Source organism: Nonlabens sp. SY33080, assembly GCF_011784885.1.
GTDB lineage: Bacteria > Bacteroidota > Bacteroidia > Flavobacteriales > Flavobacteriaceae > Nonlabens > Nonlabens tegetincola.
This window is the reverse complement of record NZ_CP050461.1, coordinates 1,777,848-1,802,751: the sequence shown is the minus strand read 5'-3', so window position 1 is coordinate 1,802,751 and position 24,904 is coordinate 1,777,848. Positions and strand designations below refer to the sequence as shown.

Below are 24,904 nucleotides of genomic sequence, written 5' to 3'. Positions count from 1 at the left end.
AACTATTTCATAATCATATAAAAGCGGTGATTAACTTTCTTATTTTTGAATTATGACGCAACAACCTACCACCATATACAGCGCTAGTGCAGGATCAGGTAAAACATATACGCTTGCCAGGGATTTCTTAACCAAGTTACTTTCACAAAAAACAAATCGAGGATACCGCTACATCCTTGCTGTCACCTTTACTAATAAAGCTGTGGCCGAAATGAAGACTAGAATCCTAGAATATCTTAAAGAATTAGGGCAAGCAGAATGGAGCGATAAAATTGTGCCTATTGCCCAACATGTTCAATCACAATCAGGATTGAGTGAACAGCAACTTAAGGATAAATCTCATAGAGTACTGCAATATTTACTACATGATTATGCCGCTTTTGATGTAGTTACTATTGATACATTTAATCATAGGTTGTTGCGCACGTTTTCAAAAGATATGAAGTTGCCTGATGGATTTCAGGTGGCACTTGACACAGATGAATTAATTGAGAAAGCGGTTAATCAGGTCATCGATAGGGCAGGTAACGATAAACAACTTACTAATATATTAGTAGAATACGCTCTTGAAAAAATAGATAATGATCGCAGTTGGAATATAGCTATTGATTTACAAAAAATGGCTAAACGCATAGGTTCTGAAAATAACTACCGGTATTTGAAGGACTTAAAAAGCAAGGATATTAGTGATTTTGTTCGCTTTCGCGAAAGCGTAAAAAAGAAAATTCACTCCTTACGTCAATCAATCACCGATGGAGCCATTGAAATTGATTCTCAACGATTGAAAATGGGATGGACGATTAACGATTTTTCGTATAAATCGACTGGAGCAATTGGGCAAATTCAAAAATTAAGTGATGGTAACTGGGATTTGAAACTATCTTCTAGGCTGCTCAATGCTAATGAAGGTAATTTACTACCAAAGTCAACAAGAATTGAGTTGACAGACTCGTTCATAAAACTTATTGATGATTATATACCGGTTTACAAGAGCAGTATGCAACAATTGTTCTTATTAAATAATATTTACAATAGTCTTGTGCCATTGTCCTTATTAGGTGTGATTGCTAGAGAGATAGAAAAAATCAAGGATAAAGAAAGGCTGCTTCCTATTTATGAGTTTAATACCTTATTACGTGAACAGATTAAGGATGAGCCGGCTCCTTTTATTTATGAGAGGCTAGGTGAGAAGTACCGTCATTATTTCATTGATGAATTTCAAGACACTAGTGTGATGCAATGGCAAAACATGCAACCGCTTATTGCTCATGCTGTTCAAAGTATGTCTATAGATGAACAAGGTGGTACATTGATGTTAGTAGGTGATGCAAAACAAGCCATTTATAGATGGCGTGGTGGTGACGTGAATCAATTTTTGGAATTGATGAGCTCGCAGGAATTATTTTTTACTGGAGTTAATAAGGAACCTTTAGAATTTAATTGGCGTAGTTATGATGAGATTGTAAATTTCAATAATGATTTTTTTACGTTTTTGGGTAATAAACTTCAAAGTCCTGTTTACAATGAACTTTATAGAAATTACCTGACGCAAAAAACTTCTAACAAGCCAGGTGGTTATGTTCAAATAGATATTCTTAAGGATGATTATTTGGATTATCTGGACCCAGAAAAGCTTATTCCAGAAGTTAGTAAGGCTAGTAGTTATCATGTGCTAGAACAAATTAAACATGCTAGGACAGCGGGATATTTGAATGATGAAATTTGTATCCTGGTTCGCAATAATTCTTTGGCAAGTGAAATAGCTCGATTTTTAGAATTGAATGGTGAGCGAGTTGTATCAGCCGAAAGTATGTTGGTTAGTCACTCTCCAAAGGTTGCTTACTTAGTTGCGCTATTAAATTATATAGCTAGTGATCAACCAGAGCTTAAGTATAATTTTCTGCTAGAGCACAGTTTAAATTCAGGGACTGAGAATAGACATGATTTCATTAATTCTTTAATGAATAAATCACAAGAATCAATTTTTCAGGAGTTATTTGACCTGCCTTCATTAAGGGATGAATTAAGTAGGCGTTCTTTGTATAGTTTCGTTCAATGGTTAGTAGAGTGTACCGCAATCATGCAAATGCAAGATGCTAGGCTTTCACAATTTTTGGAAATGGTGTTTGAATTTTCAAGTCAAAATCAAACTGGTCTTACAGGCTTGTTGCAGCATTGGGACACTATTGAAAATAAGCTGAGCTTATCTGGTAGCGATACGACTGGAGCTATTCAAGTTATGACAATTCATAAATCTAAAGGTCTTGAATTTCCTGTTGTAATTGTGGCTGGTTGTGATACCAAATACAACGATCTTAAAAGAACTAGTGAGTGGTTACAAGTCGACCCAAATGATTTTGAAGGATTTGAATATTTGTTGTTGTCCATGAAAGAAGAATGTGAGCAGTATCCTGATCCTGTTCCAAAACTATATGAACGCAGTTTAGAACAAGAAAAGCTTGATAACATTAATGTTTGGTATGTTGCCTTTACTAGGTCGGTAGAACGACTGTATATTAATACGCAGAAGCCTTATAGTAAAAAGGATACTATGTTTGAATTTTTGGAACAATATGTTAATGATTCAATGTTGTTATCCAGTAAGGAGTTTGAAAACTTTACTAGTTATGCGCTAGGTCAGGATGAGAAGCTCTCCACTAGTCATGCACTTGATATGCCTATGTATTTGGATCAATTTCATTCAAATAGCAATCATTCTGGTATTCAAATAAGCACTAGAAAAGGGCAGTTATGGTCAACTGGTAAAGATATTTCCATCGAAAGAGGAAACTTGATTCATCATTATCTAGAAAAATTAATAACTCAGGAAGACCTAAGTAATGTTAAAGAATTAATTCATCAGTCTACTACGCTTTCCAAGGACGAAAAGCTAGAATTGAGCTCAACTTGCGAAAAACTCATAGCTCATGACGAAATGAAAGACTATTTTAATAATAAGTTCAAGGTGTTGATAGAAAGGCCGATTATTGATAAAAATGGTTTCAAATTTATACCTGATAGAGTGGTAATTTATAAGGATGAGGTTACTATTATAGATTATAAAACAGGAAAACCAGATATTTCACACAAAGAACAGGTGGACCATTATGGTATTCTTTACGATAATATGGGATATTTAGTTACCAGCAAGGTTTTGGTTTATTTAGATACGATGACCATTATTAAATGGTGAGCTAGGTCTTATCTTTGTTGTAAAATTAAGTTTATGTACGGATCAATTAAAGAACATTTACAAAAAGAAATCGCCGAAATTAAAGAGGCCGGATTATATAAAAGGGAACGTATAATAACTTCTCCTCAAGATGCGGTAATAACATTGAATGACGGTAGTGAGGTGATTAACTTCTGCGCCAATAACTATTTGGGACTGTCATCTCATCCCGAAGTGGTTGAGGCAGCAAAAAAATCATTGGATTCTCATGGGTTTGGAATGAGCTCAGTAAGATTTATATGTGGAACTCAAGATATTCATAAAGAACTGGAACAGAAGTTAGCAGATTTTTATGGAGCAGAAGATACTATATTGTATGCGGCTTGTTTTGACGCCAATGGTGGTGTTTTTGAACCCTTACTCACAAAAGAGGATGCAATTATTTCTGATTCTTTAAATCATGCATCAATAATTGATGGTGTTAGATTGTGTAAAGCAGGTAGGTATAGGTACGCCAGTGGTGATATGTCAGATCTTGAAAAACAACTGATTCAAGCAAATGAAGATGGGGCTCGTTTTAAGGTGATTGTTACAGATGGTGTTTTTTCGATGGATGGATTGCTAGCTCCTCTTGATGAAATATGTGATTTAGCTGATAAATACGATGCTCTTGTCATGGTTGATGAGTGTCATGCAGCTGGATTCTTGGGAGATACAGGAAGAGGTACGCTTGAGGCAAAAGGTGTTTTAGGTCGCGTTGATATTATCACAGGAACCTTAGGAAAAGCTTTAGGTGGTGCTATGGGTGGATATACTTGTGCCAAAAAGGAAATTATTGAAATCCTTAGACAACGATCTAGACCATATCTATTCAGTAATTCATTAGCCCCATCAATTGTGGGAGCAAGTATTAAAGCTTTGGAGTTAATAGACTCTAGTACTGCTTTAATAGATAAAGTGCAAAGCAATACAGCTTATTTCAAAAAAGGTCTCCAAGATTTAGGTTTTGATATAATAGATGGAGATAGTGCAATTGTTCCGGTTATGTTATACGATGCACAACTTTCACAAAATATGGCTGATGCACTATTAAAAGAAGGTATCTATGTAATAGGGTTCTTTTATCCTGTAGTTCCAAAAGAAAAAGCACGAATAAGAGTACAATTAAGTGCGGCTCATGATCAAATTCACCTAGATAAAGCTCTTAAAGCCTTTGAAAAAGTCGGTAAAGAGTTAGGTATTATATAATTAAACATTAAAATTTTGACAAAAAGTCTGAATTTGTGTAAAATATATCGGAAAAAACTTGTAAAAAGTGAGTAAGCCGTTAATTTTGTCCGTAAATAATTTAATAATAACCCCAACATGAAGAAAATACTAAAATATGTTGTTGTAGGAGCTGCCTTAGTTTCTGCGGCGTTTGTAAACGCTCAGGATGCCTCAAATAGATGGTCTTTCTCTATAGGAGTAAATGCTATCGATTTGTATCCTGTAGGAGAAAAAGATCAAGGTCTAGGAGATTATTTTGATCAGTTTTTTAATGTAGATCATTATAACCTTATGCCTGCACCTAGTCGTTTTGAATTAGGATACTATGTAGGTGATGGTATTGTCGCTACTGGAGCTTTCTCTTTAAACAGGATAGATCAAGCAGGTGATACTAAAATTGAAGAGCTATCATATGTAGCTCTTGATGGTGGTTTACGCTACAACTTACGTGAGATATGGAATGGATCTGATGTTTTTAATCCTTATTTAGGAGTAGGTGGTTCATACCAATGGTTAGAAGAAGATGGGTTTGGAACATTTAACGGTACAGCCGGATTTGATATTAAATTGATGGAGAATGTTTTATTCAATGTTAATACTATCTATAAGCATTCGTTTGAAGATGGTCTTCCTAAGCACTGGCAACACTCTGCTGGTGTGAAATTCATTTGGGGTGCTGTTGATACAGACGGAGATGGTATAACTGATAATAATGATAAGTGTCCAGAAACTCCAGGATTAGAAGAGTTCATGGGTTGTCCAGATTCTGACGGTGATGGTATCCAAGACAGTGAAGATGTTTGTCCTAATAATGCTGGACCAGCAGAAAATCAAGGATGTCCTGATACTGATGGAGATGGTGTTCTTGATAAAGACGATCAGTGTCCTGAAACTGCAGGTCTTGTAGCTTTAATGGGTTGTCCTGATGCTGATGGAGATGGAATAAAAGATAGCGCAGATGATTGTCCAAATGTAAAAGGTCTTGCTGCATTCAACGGATGTCCTGATACTGATGGAGATGGTATAAAAGATTCTGAAGACAAGTGTCCTAAAACTCCAGGTGTTAAGGAAATGCAAGGTTGTCCTAAGCCTGCTGTACCTACTCAACAAGAGCAAGCACAATTAAACGAATATGCTAAGACTATTCTTTTTGATACGGCTAAAGCTTCTATCAAAAAGCAATCTGAAGAAGTACTAGCAGACATTATTTCAATCTTAAAGAAATATCCAGATGCAAAATTCTCTATCGATGGTCATACTGATAGTAGAGGTTCTGATAGCTTTAATCAAAGATTGTCGAATGACAGAGCGCTTTCTGTTAAAGAATACTTAGTTCAAAACGGTATCCAAGAATTTAGATTGAGTGCAATGGGTTACGGTGAAACTAAACCAATCGCTTCAAACAATACTAAAGCTGGTAGAGCTCAAAACCGTCGTGTTGAGATCAACTTGAAAAAGTAATGTAATATAATTACATACTAATAATAAAAAGCCACCTTATTAAGGTGGCTTTTTTATTGCTCGTTCTTTATCTACGCTTTCGCGAAAGCATAAAAAAATGCCAGAATCAATAAAATGAGATCTGGCATTAATATATTCAATTAAATAATGTTAACTCTGAGGTTTAAGTATAAAGGCATCTGGGAAGTGCTCACGAATTTCTAAAAGTGCACGATCTGCTTCCAGTCGATTTCTGAATTTGCCAATCCAAACTTTATGATTAGGTGATTCCCATTTTAATTCACTGGGCCAAGAAAGATTTAAGTTATCATATTTAGCCTTAGTTTTTGTAGCTACTTCTCGACCTCCGTAGATAAGTTGTATAGTAAACCTGTCCTTAAATTTACCATCCTTTTCTAGGGCTACCTTTTTTGCAAATAATTCATTCACAGTAGTTTCTTCTACTTGTGTGTTGTTTTGTGCAATTGAGTTTATACTAAATGCTATAAAAACAATTGGTAAGATTAATTTTTTCATTCCGACCAGTACTTAGTAAATAAAGGGATATAGATTCTATCGATATCTTTATTTAGACAGATTATAAATTATTTTAGTCAATTTCACTCATGCAAAAATAAACCTTTTATAACCTATTTTTGCAGGAGCTTAAATTCAGTGAATAACTGAAATAATTATGCCAAATTTATTGTAATAATCAATAACGAAATGATAAACAAAAAATTGCATTTTTCTGCATGGCGATTTGTCCTAGCCCTCGCAATTGTGTTGTTCTCAACAACAGCGATGGCTCAAGATGACGCAAGTGCAGGTGAACCGGCAGCAGCTCAGGCTAGTGGAGCAGATGCGGCCAAGGGTAAAGAGCTTTTTAATGCTAATTGTGCTGCATGTCACAAGCTGTACAAAAAAGCAGTAGGTCCTGCGCTTAACGGTGTTTCTGAAAAGTATGACAGAGAATGGTTGTATAAATGGATAAACAACTCTGCAGCGCTTATAGCTAGTGGTGATCCACAAGCGGTTGCACTTTACAACGAGTGGGGACAACAAAACATGAATGCTTTTCCTGGTCTTTCTACTCAGGATATAGATAATATTCTTGCTTATACAGATACTCCAAAGCCAGAAAAAGCTGCTGGTGCTGTGGCAGGTGCTCAGCAAGGTGGTGCAGTGGCAGGTGGTGATAATTCCATGACAAACAATATTATATTGGCTGCTTTAGCTATAGTGTTATTGTTGCTTGTAGTGTTGCTTGTAGTGGTGAATAAAACGCTTAAGCGTTTTGCCGAAGCTAATGGTATCCAGACAGAAATCATTGATGAGGAAGAATTAGATAGAAAGCCTATATGGAAAGCTTTCGTTGAAAATCAATTCTTAGTTCTTGTTACGTCAATTGTCTTGTTGTTTGCAAGTCTGTATTTTGTATATGGAGCAATGATGAGTGTTGGTGTTGATCAAGGTTATGCGCCAGTTCAGCCTATTCATTATTCGCATAGAATCCATGCAGGAACAAATCAAATAGATTGTAAATATTGTCACTCTAGTGCTAGAGAATCAAAGCATTCAGGTATTCCTTCTTTGAACGTTTGTATGAATTGTCACAAGTCTATTGCCGAGGTTTCTGAAGAAACGTATCAAGAAGGTATGAATGAGTATGGTATTGATTACAATAAAGAAATTCAGAAGCTATACAAGGCAACTGGTTGGAATCCAGATGAAATGAAGTATGCAGGTGAAGGTGAGCCAGTGCGTTGGGTAAGAATACACAATCTTCCAGATCTTGCTTATTTCAACCACGCTCAACACGTTACGGCAGGTAAGATAGAATGTCAAACTTGTCACGGTCCTGTAGAGGAAATGGAAGTTATGTATCAGTATTCTCCATTAACTATGGGATGGTGTATTAACTGTCACAGAGAAACAAACGTAGATCTTAAAGGAAATGGATACTACGAGCAAATTCATAAAGAGTTGTCTGAGAAAAGAGGTGGACGTCAATTGACTATCGCTGATCTTGGTGGACTTGAATGTGGTAAATGCCACTATTAATAAAATAGTTATAGAGATATATGGCTACTACAAAGAAATATTGGAAAAGTACAGCACAGCTTCAGGATGATAATGAAATTATCCAAAGCTTAGAGCAAAACGAATTCGCTAGTCCGATACCTACAGATGAGTTCTTAGGTAATGATGAGGCTATGGAGTCTTCAAGTACTTCTAGACGTGACTTTTTAAAGTATGTTGGTTTTAGTACAGCAGCAGCATCACTTGCTGCGTGTGAAGGTCCTGTAATTAATTCGGTACCATACGTTAATCAGCCTGAAAGGATTATTCCTGGTATGGCTAATTATTATGCAACAACCATAGCAAACGGTTACGATTTTGCAAGTGTTTTAATTAAGACTAGGGAAGGGCGTCCTATTAAAGTTGAAAATAATAAAGATGCTGCCTTCCGTGGTAGTGCTAGTGCTAGAGCTCATGCTTCTGTTCTTTCTTTATATGATACTAATAGGTTGCAGTATCCAACTGCAAATGGTGAGCAAGTTGAGTGGTCTCAGCTTGATCGTCAAGTAAAAGAAAAATTGGCAGGTGTTGCTGGTAAAGAGATTGCGATTTTGTCTAGAACTTTTGCAAGTCCTACGTACAACAAAGTGATTTCGAAGTTTAAAGAAGCTTATCCTACCACAACTATTACTGTTTATGATACGGTAAGTGAGGACGCAGCTCTAGATGCATTTAACGCAAAGTACGGCGTAAGAGCACTCACTGATTATGATTTCACCGATGCTGTTTCTATAGTTTCAGTTGGTGCAGATTTTGTTGGTGATTGGCAAGGTGGTGGTTTTAATAAAGGCTATGGGCAGTCACGTGTGCCTAAAAACGGTAAGATGTCACAGCACATTCAGTTTGAGTCTAATATGTCACTTTCTGGAGCGAATGCTGACAGACGTTTCCCTGTAACTCCAACTGAACAAAAGCACATTATTGCTGCTTTGTATAGTAAGATTGTTGGCGGACCTAGTCCAAAGCTTTCTGATAAGCTGTCTAAGGCTGTTGAGCAAGCTGCAATTAGTTTAAAAAGAGCTGGTAGTAAAGCTGTAGTTCTTTGTGGTTTACCTAGTATGGAAGCACAGCTTCTTACGCTTGAGATAAATGAGGCTTTAGCAAGTTCGATTGCAGATGTTAAAGCGCCTATTATGACACGTCAAGGAAACAGAAAAGCCGTTAAAGGTTTGGTTTCTAGAATGAATGCAGGTCAAGTAGGTGTTGTGATATTTGCAGATGTTGATCCTGTTTATAGTTATGATGATAATGACGCTTTCGCGAAAGCGTTAACAAAAGTATCTACTAAGATATCATTAGCAACACGTGCTGATGCCACTGCTGTTAAAAGTGATTATGTAGCAGCAACTCCTCATTACTTAGAGGCATGGGGTGATGCTGAAATAAAAAAAGGGTATGTGTATTTAACACAGCCTACGATTAATACATTGTTTGATACTAGACAAGCGGAAGATTCTCTTCTTGTTTGGGCTGGATCAACGAGTAGTTACAGTGATTTAGTTAAGGAAACAGCTTCTATAAATGGAGCTAGCTGGAACCAATCTTTACATGATGGTTTTTACGCTTATTCTGGTCCTGTTGTAGAAGAAGGAGAAGTTGATGCTCCAGTTTCTTCTACAGTAAGCGCTGCTTCAGCTTTAAGTAAGCTAAGCTCTGCGAAACAACCTAGTAACTATGAACTTGTTTTATATACAAAAGCTGGTCTAGGTGATGGAACCATGGCAAATAATCCATGGTTGCAAGAATTACCTGATCCTATAACTCGTACGACTTGGGATAACTACGTTACTATTTCTCAAAAAGATGCTGAATCATTAGGTGTAGAAAACTATAACGTAGCAAATGGTGCGCTTGATGGTAGTTATGTTAATGTAACGGTTAATGGAAAGACAGAAAAGCTTCCAGCACTTATCCAGCCAGGCCAAGCTCCTGGAACTATCGGTGTAGCTCTAGGTTACGGTAAGAAAGAAGCCATACAGGAGGAAATGCAAACAGGTGTAAACGCTTATCCATTTTATAAAGATGGTTTAAACGTGCAGTCTGCTAGCGTAGCTCTTGCTGATGGTATTCATGAATTTGCTTGTACGCAATTACAAAACACGATGATGGGTCGTGATATCATCAGGGAAACAGATTTAGCTACCTATAAAACGGGTAACAAGGATGAGTTCAATCCTATGCCTGAAGTTTCGTTAAATCATATCGAGACACCAGTAACATCTCCTGATGTTGATTTATGGGAAAGTTTTGACAGATCAGTAGGGCATCATTTCAATATGTCTATTGACTTAAATGCGTGTACTGGTTGTGGTGCATGTGTAATAGCTTGTCATGCTGAAAATAACGTGCCAGTTGTAGGAAAAACCGAGGTTAGAAAATCTCGTGACATGCATTGGTTAAGAATTGATAGATATTATTCTTCCACTGAAAGCTTTGAAGGTGATGAGTCTAAAAAAGACGGATTTGAAGGATTATTTGGAGATAATGGTTCTTTAGGAGGATTTGGTGAATTAGAAATTCCAGCAGACAATCCACAAGTAGCATTTCAGCCGGTGATGTGTCAGCACTGTAATCACGCACCTTGTGAAACTGTTTGTCCTGTGGCTGCTTCTTCTCACGGTCGTCAAGGTCAAAACCACATGGCATACAACCGTTGTGTAGGTACAAGATACTGTGCAAACAACTGTCCTTATAAGGTACGTAGATTTAACTGGTTCTTATACAATGGAAATGATGAGTTTGATTACCACATGAATAATGATTTAGGTCGTATGGTAATTAATCCAGATGTAACCGTTAGATCTCGTGGTGTAATGGAGAAGTGTTCTCTATGTATACAAATGACTCAAATGACAATCCTTGAGGCTAAGAAAGATGGTAGACCAGTTAAAGATGGTGAATTTGCTACGGCATGTTCAAATGCTTGTTCTGATGGAGCCATTACATTTGGAGATATCAACGACAAGGATTCTGAGATATTTAAAGTAAAGCAACAAGACCGTATGTATCACTTATTAGAAGAAGTAGGAACTGAACCTAATGTGATGTATCAGGTTAGAGTGAGAAACGTATAATTAACTAAGAAATTTATTCTAGATAGTATGGCTCATTATGAAGCGCCCATAAGAAGACCTCTAGTAACCGGTGATAAAACCTATACCGATGTTACTCGAGACATTGCAGCACCAGTTGAAGGTGTCGCAAATAAGCAGTGGTGGTTAGTATTTACCATTTCCCTTATTGCTTTCCTTTACGGATTAGGTTGTATCACATATACTGTTGCTACTGGTATCGGTGTATGGGGACTAAATAAAACTATTGGTTGGGCATGGGATATCACCAACTTTGTTTGGTGGGTAGGTATTGGTCACGCAGGTACCTTGATTTCGGCAGTACTTTTATTATTCCGTCAAAAATGGAGAATGGCGATTAACCGTTCTGCGGAGGCAATGACGATATTCTCCGTAATTCAAGCTGGTTTATTCCCGATTATTCACATGGGTAGACCATGGTTAGCATACTGGGTTTTACCTATTCCTAATCAATTTGGTTCTTTATGGGTTAACTTTAACTCTCCATTACTTTGGGATGTATTTGCAATTTCAACTTATTTATCGGTTTCATTAGTTTTCTGGTGGACAGGTTTACTTCCTGACTTTGCAATGCTTAGAGATAGAGCAATAACTCCTTTCAATAAGAAAATATACAGTTTACTGTCATTTGGTTGGTCTGGTAGAGCAAAGGACTGGCAACGATTTGAAGAAGTATCGTTAGTTCTAGCTGGTCTAGCGACTCCGCTGGTACTTTCAGTACACACCATTGTATCGTTTGACTTTGCTACATCGGTGATTCCAGGATGGCACACGACTATCTTCCCTCCATACTTTGTTGCTGGTGCAATCTTTTCTGGATTTGCTATGGTAAATACTCTTCTTATTGTAATGAGAAAAGTTTGTCATCTCGAAAACTATATAACTATACAGCACATTGAGCTTATGAACATTGTAATCATGATTACAGGTTCTATAGTTGGTGTGGCTTATATAACAGAGTTATTCGTTGCTTGGTATTCAGGAGTTGAGTATGAACAATATGCTTTCTTAAATAGAGCAACAGGACCGTATGCATGGGCTTATTGGGCAATGATGACTTGTAACGTATTCTCTCCACAGTTTATGTGGTTCAAAAAATTAAGAACTAGTATTCTTTTCTCATTTGCTATCTCGATAGTAGTAAATATAGGGATGTGGTTTGAGCGTTTTGTGATTATTGTTACATCTCTACACCGTGACTACTTACCTTCATCATGGACTATGTTCTCACCAACATTTGTTGATGCAGGTATTTTCATCGGTACTATAGGATTCTTCTTTGTACTGTTTTTACTGTACTCAAGAACATTCCCAGTAATAGCTCAGGCCGAGGTGAAATCTATCCTTAAAGCAAGTGGTAGTAAATACAAAGCTCTTAGAGATAACAAACAAACGACAACTCACGGTGATGCTTCTGGCGACACTTTAGCTCATCCTAACGCATAATAATTATGGCAGCGTCAAATAAGAAATTACATGTAATGTATACCGATGATGATGTTTTGCTTAATGCAGTTAAGCAAGTAAGAGAAAAGCATTATCATATTGAGGAAGTTTTTACTCCTTTTCCTGTTCACGGTCTTGAAAAAGCTATGGGAATAGCAGATACGCGATTAGCGATTAACGCTTTCTTATACGGATTAGTAGGTCTAGCGGTAGCAACTACTATGATGAACTATATTATGATAGAAGACTGGCCACAAAATATCGGTGGTAAACCTAGTTTTTCATATCTAGAAAATATGCCAGCATTTGTACCTATTATGTTTGAACTTACGGTATTTTTTGCAGCTCACCTTATGGTTATAACTTTTTACTTAAGAAGTAGATTATGGCCATTTAAAAAGGCTGAAAACCCAGACGTAAGAACTACAGATGATCATTTCCTTATGGAAGTTGATGTAAAAGGTGATATTGAAGAAATGTCTCGTTTTATGTATGACACTGGAGCAACAGAAATTAAAGTAATCGACAAAGAAGAGCACTAATGAATAGAATTTTTAAAACATTCATTTACGCAGCATTGGGACTTGTTATGGTTTCTTGTATGAATGATAACGAAACAAGTACTAAAACAGATCGTTCTGTTCAGTATTTCCCAAACATGTACAGGTCAGCTGGGTATGAAACTTACCAAGAGGCTGAAATTTTTCCTGGTAATGTAGAGGCCCAAAAACCTGTTGAAGGAACGATTTCTAGAGGTTGGATGCCGTATGATTATGAAAATAATAATGAAGGTTACGCTTCCGCGAAAGCGAACTTAAATAACCCATTACCGTATACCGAGGCTAACCTAGCAAAGGGTAAAGAATTATACGATATATACTGTGCTGTATGTCACGGAACAAGTGGAAATGGTAAAGGAATATTAGTGAAGAATGAAAAGATCCTAGGTGTTCCTAGTTATGACAGTAGAGAAATAACTCAAGGTTCTATATACCATGTTATGTATTATGGTATAAACACTATGGGATCCTATGCTTCACAAACCTCGATTGAGGAAAGATGGCAAATCGCTCATCATGTTGATGCACTTACTCGTGATCTTAAAGGTGAGGAAAAAAGAGAATTTGTAAATGGAGATGATGCTGGTAAGGCTCCTGTTATGGAAGCACCTGCTGATGAAACTCAGCAAGCTGATTCAAACGATACTGATAACAATTCAACAACAACTGAAGGCGAGTAAGGCCGTAAATAGATATTTATGTATACGCTATCAAGTAAATTAAAAGTTTTTGCAGGAATACTGTTTGTAGTAGGTCTTATTATGACTGTGTTTGGTTTTATAAACCGTCCAGCAGATCTTGCAGAAGTAGAACAAATGCTGGAAAACGAGCATCATGGTGATCATCATGGAGCAAGTACAGTAAATTTTGAGGATGCCACGAATGATCATCATAACACTCATGGTGAGGAATCACACGGTGATGAAGCTCATGGTGAATCTCACGAAATGTCACATGCCGAGCATGTTTACCACCAATTAACTAACAGACCTTGGTCTGCTGTGTATGTTGCAGCATTCTTTTTCTTTATGATTGGTTTAGGTGTTTTAGCCTTTTATGCTATTCAAAAAGCTGCTCAGGCTGGTTGGTCTCCTGTGTTGTTTAGGGTTATGGAAGGTATCAGTAGTTATATACTGCCTGGAGGAATCATCATGTTTATTTTATTGTTAATATCTGCATTTCATTTAAACCACATTTTTATATGGATGGATGAAGATGTTGTAGCACACGATGAGATTATTCAAGGTAAAACCGGCTTTTTAAATATTCCATTTTTCCTTGCAAGAGCTGCAGCATTCTTAATAGGATGGAATTTATATCGTTGGAACATTCGTAAGTTCTCATTAAAACAAGATGAGGCAAAAGATGGTGATATTGCATGGTATAAAAAAGGTTTTAAGCACAGTGCAGCATTTCTTGTATTCTTCATTGTAACCGAATCAATAATGTCATGGGACTGGATCATGAGTTTTGATCCACACTGGTTCTCAACATTGTTTGGCTGGTATGTTTTTGCAAGTATGTTTGTTTCTGGAATTACCACTATTGCTTTAGTAACAATTTATCTTAAGTCAAAAGGATATTTGGAGTTTGTTAATGACTCACACATACATGATTTAGCTAAATTCATGTTCGGTGTTAGTATTTTCTGGACATATTTATGGTTCTCTCAGTTTATGCTTATTTGGTATTCTAATATTCCAGAGGAAGTAACTTATTACGTAACTCGTATAGAGGATTATAACTTAGTATTCTTTGGAATGGTAGCAATTAACTTCTTGTTTCCATTGCTTATACTTATGAATTCTGACTTTAAGAGAATTAACTGGTTTGTTGTAACAGCAGGTTTATTTATACTAGTTGGTCATTATTTAGATATTTACGTTATGGTTATGCCTGCTACAGTAGGTGCATCATGGTTCATAGGTTTACCAGAAATAGGATCATTCCTAATGTTTGGTGGAATCTTCTTATTCTATGTGTTTAACACCATTTCTAAAGCACCATTATTGGCCAAAGGAGATCCTTATTTAAAAGAGAGTAAGCATTTCCATTATTAATCTACTTAACAAAAGAAAACTATTGAAATGACAGCATTTCTTATCATATTAATCGCAGCTTTAATTGCCGTTTCAGCATGGCAAATTTCAAAGATTGTTAGTTTAGGTAAAGCTTCATCTGGTTCCAATGGTGCCGAGGCTCAAATAGCTAACGATGAAGATAACAAACGTAATGGCCAGTTCATGCTATACTTTGGTATCGGTATTTACATCATGATGATCGCATGTTTTATTGCGTATGATGATTTTTTCTTACCTGATGCAGCATCTGAACATGGTACTGAGTATGACAGCCTTTTATTTACTTCTACAATTATTATCATGATTGTACAGGTGCTTACCCAAGGTTTATTACACTATTTTTCTTATAAATACCACGGTAAAAAAGGTCAAAAAGCCTTGTTTTATGCCGATAACGATCGTTTAGAGTTTATTTGGACAGCAATTCCGGTAGTAGTTCTTGCTGGACTAATTTTATGGGGTTTATTCTCATGGAATGACATTATGGACGCTAACATGGATGATGATCCAATCGTTGTAGAGGTTTATGCTTACCAGTTTGGTTGGAAAGCTAGATACAGCGGTGCTGACAATACGTTAGGTGATGCAAATGTTAGATTTATTGAAGGTGCTAATCAATTAGGAGTTGATCCTACCGATGCCGACGGTCAAGATGACGTAGTAACTACAGAATTACACTTACCTGTTGATCGTCCAGTGCTTTTCAAGTTTAGAAGTCAGGATGTTCTACACTCAGCATACTTTCCACATTTTAGAGCACAGATGAATGTGGTTCCTGGAATGGTTACTCAATTTAAGTTTACTCCTACTGTAACTTCTGAAGAATATAAGAGTACAGAGTTTATGACGGAAAAAGTTAGTAAGATTAATGAAATTCGTCGACAAAGAAGTAAGGAATTAGAAGCTAACGGCGACGTAGCTTTAGATCCATACGAGTTTGAGTATTATTTACTTTGTAACAAGATTTGTGGTGCCTCACACTACAACATGCAAATGAAAATAGTAGTTGAAGAGAAGGAAGACTTCGATGCATGGATTGCAGAACAAAAAACAATAGGAACAACTTTAGCAAACGCTGAAAATTAAAATTATGGGACAGGCTATTTCAGTTTCAACAGAAAATGCACATGATGATGGACACCACCATCATAAAGAAACATTTGTAACTAAATATATCTTCTCTCAAGACCATAAGATGATTGCAAAGCAATATCTTATTACGGGTTTGATTATGGGAGCAATAGGTATAGCAATGTCTATACTATTCAGAATACAATTGGCATATCCAGAGCAGCCTAATGCTTTGTTTTCACTTTTCTTAGGTGAAAGATGGGCAGAAGGTGGTGTAATGAATCCTAATATGTATCTAGCACTTGTAACGCTGCATGGTACAATTATGGTATTCTTTGTACTTACAGCAGGTTTGAGTGGTACTTTCTCGAATTTCTTAATACCGCTACAGATTGGTGCTCGTGACATGGCATCTGGATTCCTAAACATGGTTTCTTATTGGTTGTTCTTCTTGTCTTCAGTAATAATGATTGCTTCATTATTTGTTGAAACAGGACCAGCTGCTGCTGGATGGACTATATATCCACCTCTTAGTGCATTAGAAGAAGCTATGCCAGGTTCAGGTGCTGGTATGACACTTTGGTTAGTTTCCATGGCAATTTTCATTGCTTCATCACTTTTAGGGTCTTTGAATTATGTTGTTACTGTAATTAACATGAGAACTAAAGGTATGTCGATGACTAGATTACCTCTTACTATATGGGCGTTCTTCGTGACAGCAATTATTGGTGTAGTATCATTCCCAGTTCTTTTATCAGCTGCTTTGTTATTAATCATGGATAGAAGTTTTGGTACTTCATTTTTCTTATCAGACATTTATATCAAAGGAGAGGTTTTAGCACATCAAGGTGGTTCACCAGTGCTTTTCGAACACTTATTTTGGTTCTTAGGTCACCCAGAAGTATATATCGTATTATTGCCTGCATTAGGTATCACCTCTGAGGTGATTGCAACTAATTCACGTAAACCAATTTTTGGATATCGTGCCATGGTTGCGTCTATACTTGCAATTGCTTTCCTATCAACTATTGTATGGGGTCACCACATGTTCGTATCAGGTATGAATCCATTCTTAGGTTCGGTATTTACCTTTACTACCTTATTAATCGCGATTCCATCAGCTGTAAAAGCCTTTAATTACATCACTACGTTATGGAAAGGTAACTTACAGATGAATCCAGCGATGCTGTTCTCCATCGGTCTTGTTTCTACATTCATTACAGGTGGATTAACAGGTATTATTTTAGGTGATAGTACGTTGGACATTAATGTACATGATACTTATTTTGTTGTTGCTCACTTCCACTTGGTAATGGGTATATCAGCGTTGTACGGTCTTTTTGCTGGGGTTTACCACTGGTTCCCTAAAATGTTCAACCGCATGATGGATAAAAATCTTGGATATGCACATTTTTGGTTAACTGCAATTGGTGCTTATGGCGTATTCTTCCCAATGCACTTTATTGGAATGGCTGGTTTACCAAGACGTTATTATACAAATACAAACTTTCCATATTTCGATGATTTAGCCGATACTAATAAGTTAATAACATGGTTCGCTATTTTCACAGCATTAGCACAGTTATTCTTCGTGTACAATTTTGTTAAGTCTATTTTTTACGGAAAGAAAGCTCCTGCAAACCCATGGAAGTCTAACACTTTAGAGTGGACAACAGGTGATAAGCACATTCATGGTAATTGGGATGGTCCTATACCGCATGTTTATAGATGGGCTTACGATTACAGTAAAGTGAATGAAAACGGTGAGTATGTAATTCCTGGACAAGATTATGCTCCTCAACACATACCTCTTCAAGATGGTGAAGAGGAAATGAATCACTAGGATTTATTTTAAAAATATTAAGCGCCTCTTATAGGCGCTTTTTTTATGTCCTATATTTTACTTCCGTTTTCTTAGAGTGAATAATTATGTTCGCTTTCGCGAAAGCGTATTTATCACAAACATTTCTTTTGTTATTATTTCTATTATCGTAGGACTTATCTTTGAGATATGAATGAATATTTGGACGCGTCTAGTGAAAATTTAAGCAATGAGGAACACGATATTGAACGTGCGTTAAGACCGTTATCCTTTGATGATTTTGCTGGTCAGGATCAAGTGCTCGAGAATTTGAAGGTATTTGTTCAAGCCGCAAATCTTCGAGGTGAGGCATTAGATCATACCTTATTTCATGGTCCGCCTGGATTAGGAAAAACAACCTTGGCACATATTCTAGCCAATGAATTAGGCGTAGGTATCAAGGTTACTAGTGGTCCTGTATTAGATAAGCCAGGTGATCTAGCTGGTTTACTAACTAATCTGGATGAGCGTGACGTGTTATTTATTGATGAAATTCATAGATTAAGTCCGATTGTAGAGGAGTACTTATACAGTGCAATGGAGGATTATAAAATCGATATAATGATTGAAACAGGTCCTAATGCTCGTACTGTTCAAATCAATCTTGCTCCCTTTACATTAATTGGTGCTACTACTAGATCAGGATTACTTACAGCTCCTATGAGAGCTCGCTTTGGTATTCAATCTAGGTTACAGTATTATACTACAGAGTTACTGTCTACGATTGTAACGCGTAGCGCTCATATTTTAAATGTACCTATTGAGATAGATGCCGCTATTGAAATCGCTGGTCGCAGTCGTGGGACACCTAGAATTGCTAATGCATTGTTACGTAGAGTAAGGGATTTTGCACAAATAAAAGGCAATGGTTCTATTGATTTGAATATTTCACAATTCTCCTTGAAGGCACTGAATGTTGATGCGCATGGACTGGATGAAATGGACAATAAGATTTTAACAACATTAATTGAAAAATTTAAAGGTGGTCCTGTAGGAATAACTACCTTAGCTACAGCGGTATCTGAAAATGCCGAAACGATTGAGGAAGTATACGAGCCTTTTCTCATTCAACAAGGTTTCATAATAAGAACACCAAGAGGTCGAGAGGTTACCGAATTAGCCTATAAGCATTTGGGTAAAACCCGACATAATAATCTAGGAGGCTTATTTGATACCTAAAACATGGAAATACCACAAGTACCTTTTATAGAGTTTTTTAGCAAATCCAGACAAATTTATAAGGATCCGTTGCCGTTTCACCGTTATAACTTTAAAAAGTACGGTAAAACGTTTAAGATAAAACCGAAGTCCGGATTGGTCATCCATTTTACTTGCGACGAGGACCTTGCGCAGTACATGCTTCAAAAAAACCAAAAAAATTTTCGTAAGTCTACTTTACAAACAAAAGATCTAGGGAAGTATATAGGTCACGGATTGCTAACGGCAAACGGTGAGCAATGGAAAGCCAATCGTAAATTAATTCAACCAGCTTTCTACAAAAAATCAATCGCTACTCTTATGAACAAGATGGAAGAAGTGGTTGATAAAGAGTTGGGTAATATCAAACCAAATGAGACCCAAGACGTTTTTGAAATTTTCAATAATCTTGCGTTTAAAGTAGTTGCCAAAACTCTTTTTTATATTGAAGATATTGATGATAAGATCAATAGGCTTCAGGAAATTACTGAAAAGGCTCAAAAAATGTTGATTAAGGAATTAAGATTGCCTTTTTTACTTTGGTACTATAAACGAGAATGGTTGTCTGGATCTGGAAGTATTCCCTATCATCTTGAGCTTATTAATGAAGCTAGACAATTGCTTTCAGATATAATTGATGATCGTAAAACTAGTCAAAAGCATTTCGGTGATCTATTAGACATGCTGTTACACAGCACGTATGAGGATGGTTCCTATATGAGTAAGGAGCAACTCATAGACGAAATACTAGTTTTGTTTATTGCTGGTCACGAGACAACGGCAAATGCATTAAGCTTTGCTACTGAACTATTAGCCCAACATCAAAATGCACAAGATTTAGTTTTACAGTCGTTGCAAGATGTTGATAAAGAATCAGACTTGATGACGCAGATAATGCGATCTCAATTTACCAAACAATGTGTTGAAGAAACATTAAGATTGTATCCACCTGCTTATGTAACTGATCGCGTAGCTCTTAAAGATGATGAGTGCGGTTCTATAAAAATTGATAAAAATACCAATTGGTTGATTTCGTTTTATGAGTTACACCGTAGAGAAGACTTATGGGAATCTCCTGATGATTTTAAACCAGAACGCTTCAATCCAGATAGAGTAAAAGAATACAGGAATTTCTATTTTCCATTTGGAGCAGGACCACGTATGTGTGTAGGAAACAACTTTGCGATGTTTGAAATGATAATGGTTTTGAACAAACTAGTAAGTAAGTATCATTTAGTCCCTACCAGAGAAAGGATAGAATACAATCCACTAATTACCCTAAAACCTAAAAAGGCGATGGTTATGTTTAAAGAGCGATAGTCATACGCTAAGTCTGATTTTAATTCTAAGTCTTGCTTCTACCTTCCATCATATCCTAGTCCAGGTCAAAACCAACAGTGACTAGACTAATTCAATTAGTAATAGGTTTCAATAAAAGCCCTAGGTAGAATCAGGAATACTACTTGATTACGCTATGAAGTTTAAAGAACTTACAGTTTTTCTTGCATTCGACGAGCGATAGCGAGAGAAACGCAGGCTGTCTGATAGTGTGCACAACGACACAAACGTTTTGGGAGACATTTACAAAATTTTCAATTATGCTTTCGCGAAAGCATGACGTCAAATCTAAAGTTTTGTAGAATCCCGCTGAATCAATTTAGTTTTTAATACGATTTGTTGATACTCCACAGGTTTATTTCTTTTTTTCAATTTTATTTCTTTGTAAAGTTGTTTAAAAGCGGCTTTTCCCATTTTTACACCAGGTTGATCGATTGTGCTTAAAGTTGGAGAAATAATCGATGACATGAACCAATTACTGAATCCTACAATCGCAATATCTTCAGGAATTTTAATTCCTGCATCGTTGAATTCAGATATAGCTCCTATGGCTACTAAATCCGTGTTTATAAATATACCATCCACATCGTTGTGCTCCTGCATGAGAAGTCTTGCATTTTCTTTACCTTCTTCAAAACTATTATCATCACATTCACATATATAAACTAATGAGGGATCATATTTGATTCCATTGTCGTCTAGAGCTTTTCGGTATCCTAGAAATCTATCTATAGAATTTTGAGGAAGTAATGATCCTCGAAAATGTGCAATTCGCCTACAGCCTATATCTATAAGATGTTGAGTTGCATCATACGCTGCTTTTCTATCATCAATAATTACTTTTGAGCAATTGACTATTTTAGCAATTTTATCAAACATTACTAGCGGTGTATTTGCCTTTATGACATCAGTCAAATGCTTGTATTCAATAGTACCATTTGCAAGAGAAATGATAATACCATCTACTCTTTGATTCATTAAAAGGTCAATTTGTTTTTTCTCTAATTCATAAGATTCATTGGATTGCAGTATAATTACCAAATAACCTTTTTTTTCAGCTTGAGCAACTATTCCTTTAATTACATTAGAGAAAAAGTGATGTACAATTACGGGTATAATAAGACCTATAGTTTTTGATTCCCTAGTTCTTAAATTAACAGCAAACGCATTTGGTTTGTAATTCAGAGTGCTTGCAAGTTCTTTTACTAAAGATTTGGTTTTAGGACTTACATCTGGATAGTCTTTAAGAGCTTTTGAAACAGTGGTAATGGAGATGTTTAATTTATTAGCGATTTCTCTTAATGTGACTTGTTTCATGATGGATTTATCAAAAATATAGCAGCTAAAATACAATAAAAGTAAATATCGAAAACGTTTTCGAAAAAACCGAAAACGTTTTCGGTTAAAATTTTTATTAATAATTCTGTTCTTGTTCTAATTTCGAAAAAGTATTAACTCAACTTTTACTGATAATTAAATTTTACTCAAAATGAATATTAAGAAAACTACATGGGGTATTATAGTGACATTGTTGTTTGCAGCTGTTACTGTTACCGCACAATCGACAATTTCTGGAACTGCAAAGGATATCCAAGGCGAAACACTTCTTGGTGTGAATCTAGTGCTTCAAGGGACTAATAAAGGTGCTGTGACTGATTTTGATGGTAAATACAGCATTGCAAACGTCCCAAATGGAGATTACACTATTGTAGCTACGAGTTTAGGATATGATAAAGTTATTAAAACTGTAAGTGTTAGCGGATCCAATGTTGTTGTTGATTTTGTAATGAAGGAAAATGCGGAGTCTCTAGAGGCAGTAGTAGTTACTGGTGTGACAAATCCTAAAGCAAAAATTGAGTCAAGTGTTTCTGTTACAACATTGAAAACGGAAACAGTTGCTCAAAGCGCGCCTAGAACTACTGCAGAGATTTTTAGAACAATACCAGGAATAAGATCAGAGTCTTCAGGTGGTGAAGGAAACTCAAATATATCTGTAAGAGGTGTTCCTATTTCTTCAGGTGGTTCCAAATACGTTCAACTTCAGGAAGACGGTCTTCCAGTATTATTATATGGAGACATGTCTTTCGCTACTGCAGATATTTTTACAAGATTTGATGCTAACGTTGCTCGTATTGAAGCTATTCGTGGTGGATCTGCATCTACACAAACTTCAAATGCTCCTGGTGGAATTATAAATATTATAAGTAAAACAGGAAAATCAGAAGGTGGTATCATAGGAACTACATTCGGAGCTAATTATGATTCTTTTAGAACTGATTTTTCATACGGAACTGAGGTTGCGGATAATTTATATATTCATGCTGGTGGGTTTTATAGAGTAGGAGAAGGAATAAGAGATGCTGGGTTTACTGCAAATAATGGAGGTCAATTTAAATTGAGCTTGATGAAAGAATTTGAAAATGGATCTGTAAGGGTTTATGGTAAGTATTTAAATGATAGAGCGATAGCTTATTTACCAGCTCCTATTCAAGTTTCAGGAACCAATGCAAACCCTACTTGGGAAGATGCTCCTAATTTTGATGCTACTACCGGATCACTACATACACCTAATTTAACGCAAACCCTACGATTAGGGCCTGATGGTGAGCCTTCACGAGGTGATGTTACAGATGGTATGCATCCCGTGTCTACATCCTTAGGAATTGCAGCGAAGTTTGATCTAGGAAATGGCTATAAAGTTTCTAATAACGGTAGATTCTCTGCAAACAGTGGAGCTTTCGTATCTCCTTTCCCATCGCAAGTAGGTACAAGTGCGTTAATTGCTGACTCTTTTGGTGCTGGATCTACGTTACAATTCACGGATGGTTCGCCAGTAGGAGCAAATAGTCTTGTGGCGCGTATTCATATGTTTGATGTTGAGTTAGAAAACTTTAATAACTTCATGAATGATATTAAATTATCAAAATCATACAACAACCTAGACATAACATTAGGTTACTTTAAATCCATTCAAAATGTTTCAATGAACTGGAGTTGGAATTCTTACCTACAAGAAGTAAAAGGGGAGAATGCTAGATTGATCAACGTTTTTGATCCTGCAGGCGCTCCTTTAAGTGAAAATGGATTATATGCTTATGGAACACCTTTTTGGGGTAACCTTGCAAGAAATTATGATACACAATACAACGTCTCTGCTCCATATTTAAATATTGCATTAGAGGCAAGTGAAAGTTTAAATTTTGATGCTAGTGTCAGATTCGATTATGGTAAAGTAGATGGAGCATTTTCAGGAGGTGTAGAATCTACTATAGATATAAATAATGATGGTGTTATTTCAGCACCAGAACAAGTGGTTTTTAGTGTAGATAACGCGGCTCCTACAAATGTAAATTACAATTATGATTACTTCTCTTATTCATTAGGTGTCAATTATAAACTACAAGAAAGACAAGCTGTTTTTGCACGTTATAGTAGAGGAGCATCTGCAAAGGCAGATCGTATTTTGTTCTCGGGATTAGACTACCAAAATTCTGATAGAATCAACGCTCTAGATTTCCTTAATCAGGCAGAAGTGGGGTACAAGCAAGGATTTGATAATGGTGCTATTTATGTTACGGGATTTTATTCTTCAACTACAGAACAAGCAGGGTTCGAGGCTACAAATCCGGATCTAATTATTGATAATGATTACAAATCCTTCGGTGTAGAGGTAGAAGGTTCATATAGGTTGAAGGATTTAACTGTTAGAGGTGCGATTACATATACAAATGCAACTCTTGAGTCAGGAGATAACGAGGGAAATAAACCTAGGAGACAACCAGATTTCATTTATAATTTGATACCTTCTTATAACTTTGGCGTTGAAAAGCAAAATTCCATAGGATTAAGCTTTATAGGACAAACAAAAGCATATGCGCAAGACACTAATGAATTAATTATGCCTGGATTTGTAATAGTAAACGGATTTGTAAACATGGGTATAACTAAAAACTTAAATGTAAATATGTCTGCAAATAATATTTTTGACACATTAGGTATCACTGAGTCTGAAGAAGGCTCCATCGTAGAAGGGCAAACTAATTATTTAAGAGCGAGAGCTCTTCCTGGAAGGTCTGTTTCGTTAGGATTGCAATATAGATTTTAATATATTATTTGGTAGTGGTTGTTTTGTTATGGCATAAGAAGGATATTCCACTGTGCTTAATGAAATAAAGATCCACAAACAATTTTGGATTAGGTCATAGAGAAATCTGTAGTAGAATTGGCATTATTTATTTAATGCCAATTTTATTTCCAAAATCCATTTGTCATTGAATTAATATAAACCCTTAAGC

The 24,904-nt window shown here is 36.3% G+C and carries 16 protein-coding genes; 14 read left to right on the top strand and 2 right to left on the bottom strand.

What is annotated here, in order from left to right; translation table 11 throughout:
• Positions 1 to 52 precede the first annotated feature (52 nt).
• From HCN53_RS08050 to HCN53_RS08040, 3 genes are all read left to right on the top strand, one after another.
• Positions 53 to 3,193 carry a UvrD-helicase domain-containing protein gene (locus HCN53_RS08050; RefSeq protein WP_167342636.1) on the top strand — a complete coding sequence of 1,047 codons (3,141 nt, stop codon included), beginning with the start codon at positions 53 to 55 and terminating at the stop codon, positions 3,191 to 3,193.
• Between the two features lie 33 nt (positions 3,194 to 3,226).
• Complete coding sequence (gene kbl / locus HCN53_RS08045; protein ID WP_042277207.1) at positions 3,227 to 4,420, top strand: glycine C-acetyltransferase; 1,194 nt, start codon at positions 3,227 to 3,229, stop codon at positions 4,418 to 4,420.
• Positions 4,421 to 4,537: 117 nt separating this feature from the next.
• Positions 4,538 to 5,902 carry an OmpA family protein gene (locus HCN53_RS08040; protein ID WP_060523670.1) on the top strand — a complete coding sequence of 455 codons (1,365 nt, stop codon included), beginning with the start codon at positions 4,538 to 4,540 and terminating at the stop codon, positions 5,900 to 5,902.
• 150 nt (positions 5,903 to 6,052) lie between these two features.
• On the opposite strand, the gene HCN53_RS08035 is transcribed toward HCN53_RS08040, so the two are convergent.
• Entirely contained in the window at positions 6,053 to 6,418 is a 366-nt protein-coding gene (locus tag HCN53_RS08035) for a translation initiation factor IF-2 (protein ID WP_042277213.1), read from the bottom strand.
• Between the two features lie 189 nt (positions 6,419 to 6,607).
• Here HCN53_RS08035 and HCN53_RS08030 point away from each other — a divergent pair, with 189 nt between their 5' ends.
• The 10 genes from HCN53_RS08030 (at position 6,608) to HCN53_RS07985 (ending at position 20,591) form a co-directional block, all read left to right on the top strand.
• Positions 6,608 to 7,945: a c-type cytochrome gene (locus HCN53_RS08030; RefSeq protein ID WP_105018012.1), complete on the top strand. Its 1,338-nt coding sequence runs from the start codon at positions 6,608 to 6,610 to the stop codon at positions 7,943 to 7,945.
• A gap of 20 nt (positions 7,946 to 7,965) precedes the next feature.
• Positions 7,966 to 11,037, top strand: coding sequence for a TAT-variant-translocated molybdopterin oxidoreductase (locus HCN53_RS08025; protein WP_167342635.1), 3,072 nt, complete (start codon positions 7,966 to 7,968; stop codon positions 11,035 to 11,037).
• A gap of 27 nt (positions 11,038 to 11,064) precedes the next feature.
• Positions 11,065 to 12,501, top strand: a complete 1,437-nt coding sequence (gene nrfD / locus HCN53_RS08020) for an NrfD/PsrC family molybdoenzyme membrane anchor subunit (protein WP_042279509.1) — start codon at positions 11,065 to 11,067, stop codon at positions 12,499 to 12,501.
• Positions 12,502 to 12,506: 5 nt separating this feature from the next.
• The gene (locus HCN53_RS08015) at positions 12,507 to 13,043 is read left to right on the top strand and encodes a DUF3341 domain-containing protein (RefSeq protein WP_042279511.1); all 537 of its coding nucleotides are present in this window, start codon (positions 12,507 to 12,509) and stop codon (positions 13,041 to 13,043) included.
• Positions 13,043 to 13,741, top strand: a complete 699-nt coding sequence (locus HCN53_RS08010) for a c-type cytochrome (RefSeq protein ID WP_060523680.1) — start codon at positions 13,043 to 13,045, stop codon at positions 13,739 to 13,741. Before HCN53_RS08015 ends, HCN53_RS08010 begins: the two co-directional genes overlap by 1 nt.
• An 18-nt stretch (positions 13,742 to 13,759) precedes the next feature.
• Positions 13,760 to 15,121 carry a quinol:cytochrome C oxidoreductase gene (locus HCN53_RS08005; protein ID WP_105018014.1) on the top strand — a complete coding sequence of 454 codons (1,362 nt, stop codon included), beginning with the start codon at positions 13,760 to 13,762 and terminating at the stop codon, positions 15,119 to 15,121.
• 27 nt (positions 15,122 to 15,148) lie between these two features.
• On the top strand, positions 15,149 to 16,228 hold the full coding sequence (locus tag HCN53_RS08000; protein ID WP_042279518.1) for a cytochrome c oxidase subunit II: 1,080 nt from the start codon (positions 15,149 to 15,151) through the stop codon (positions 16,226 to 16,228).
• 4 nt (positions 16,229 to 16,232) lie between these two features.
• Positions 16,233 to 18,056: a cbb3-type cytochrome c oxidase subunit I gene (locus tag HCN53_RS07995; RefSeq protein ID WP_060523684.1), complete on the top strand. Its 1,824-nt coding sequence runs from the start codon at positions 16,233 to 16,235 to the stop codon at positions 18,054 to 18,056.
• A 168-nt stretch (positions 18,057 to 18,224) separates the two neighbouring features.
• Positions 18,225 to 19,253, top strand: coding sequence for a Holliday junction branch migration DNA helicase RuvB (gene ruvB / locus HCN53_RS07990; RefSeq protein WP_167342634.1), 1,029 nt, complete (start codon positions 18,225 to 18,227; stop codon positions 19,251 to 19,253).
• A gap of 3 nt (positions 19,254 to 19,256) precedes the next feature.
• Positions 19,257 to 20,591, top strand: a complete 1,335-nt coding sequence (locus HCN53_RS07985; protein ID WP_167342633.1) for a cytochrome P450 — start codon at positions 19,257 to 19,259, stop codon at positions 20,589 to 20,591.
• Between the two features lie 306 nt (positions 20,592 to 20,897).
• On the opposite strand, the gene HCN53_RS07980 is transcribed toward HCN53_RS07985, so the two are convergent.
• On the bottom strand, positions 20,898 to 21,926 hold the full coding sequence (locus HCN53_RS07980; RefSeq protein ID WP_042279529.1) for a LacI family DNA-binding transcriptional regulator: 1,029 nt from the start codon (positions 21,924 to 21,926) through the stop codon (positions 20,898 to 20,900).
• Positions 21,927 to 22,098: 172 nt separating this feature from the next.
• Here HCN53_RS07980 and HCN53_RS07975 point away from each other — a divergent pair, with 172 nt between their 5' ends.
• Positions 22,099 to 24,714, top strand: a complete 2,616-nt coding sequence (locus HCN53_RS07975; RefSeq protein WP_167342632.1) for a TonB-dependent receptor — start codon at positions 22,099 to 22,101, stop codon at positions 24,712 to 24,714.
• Positions 24,715 to 24,904 lie beyond the last annotated feature (190 nt).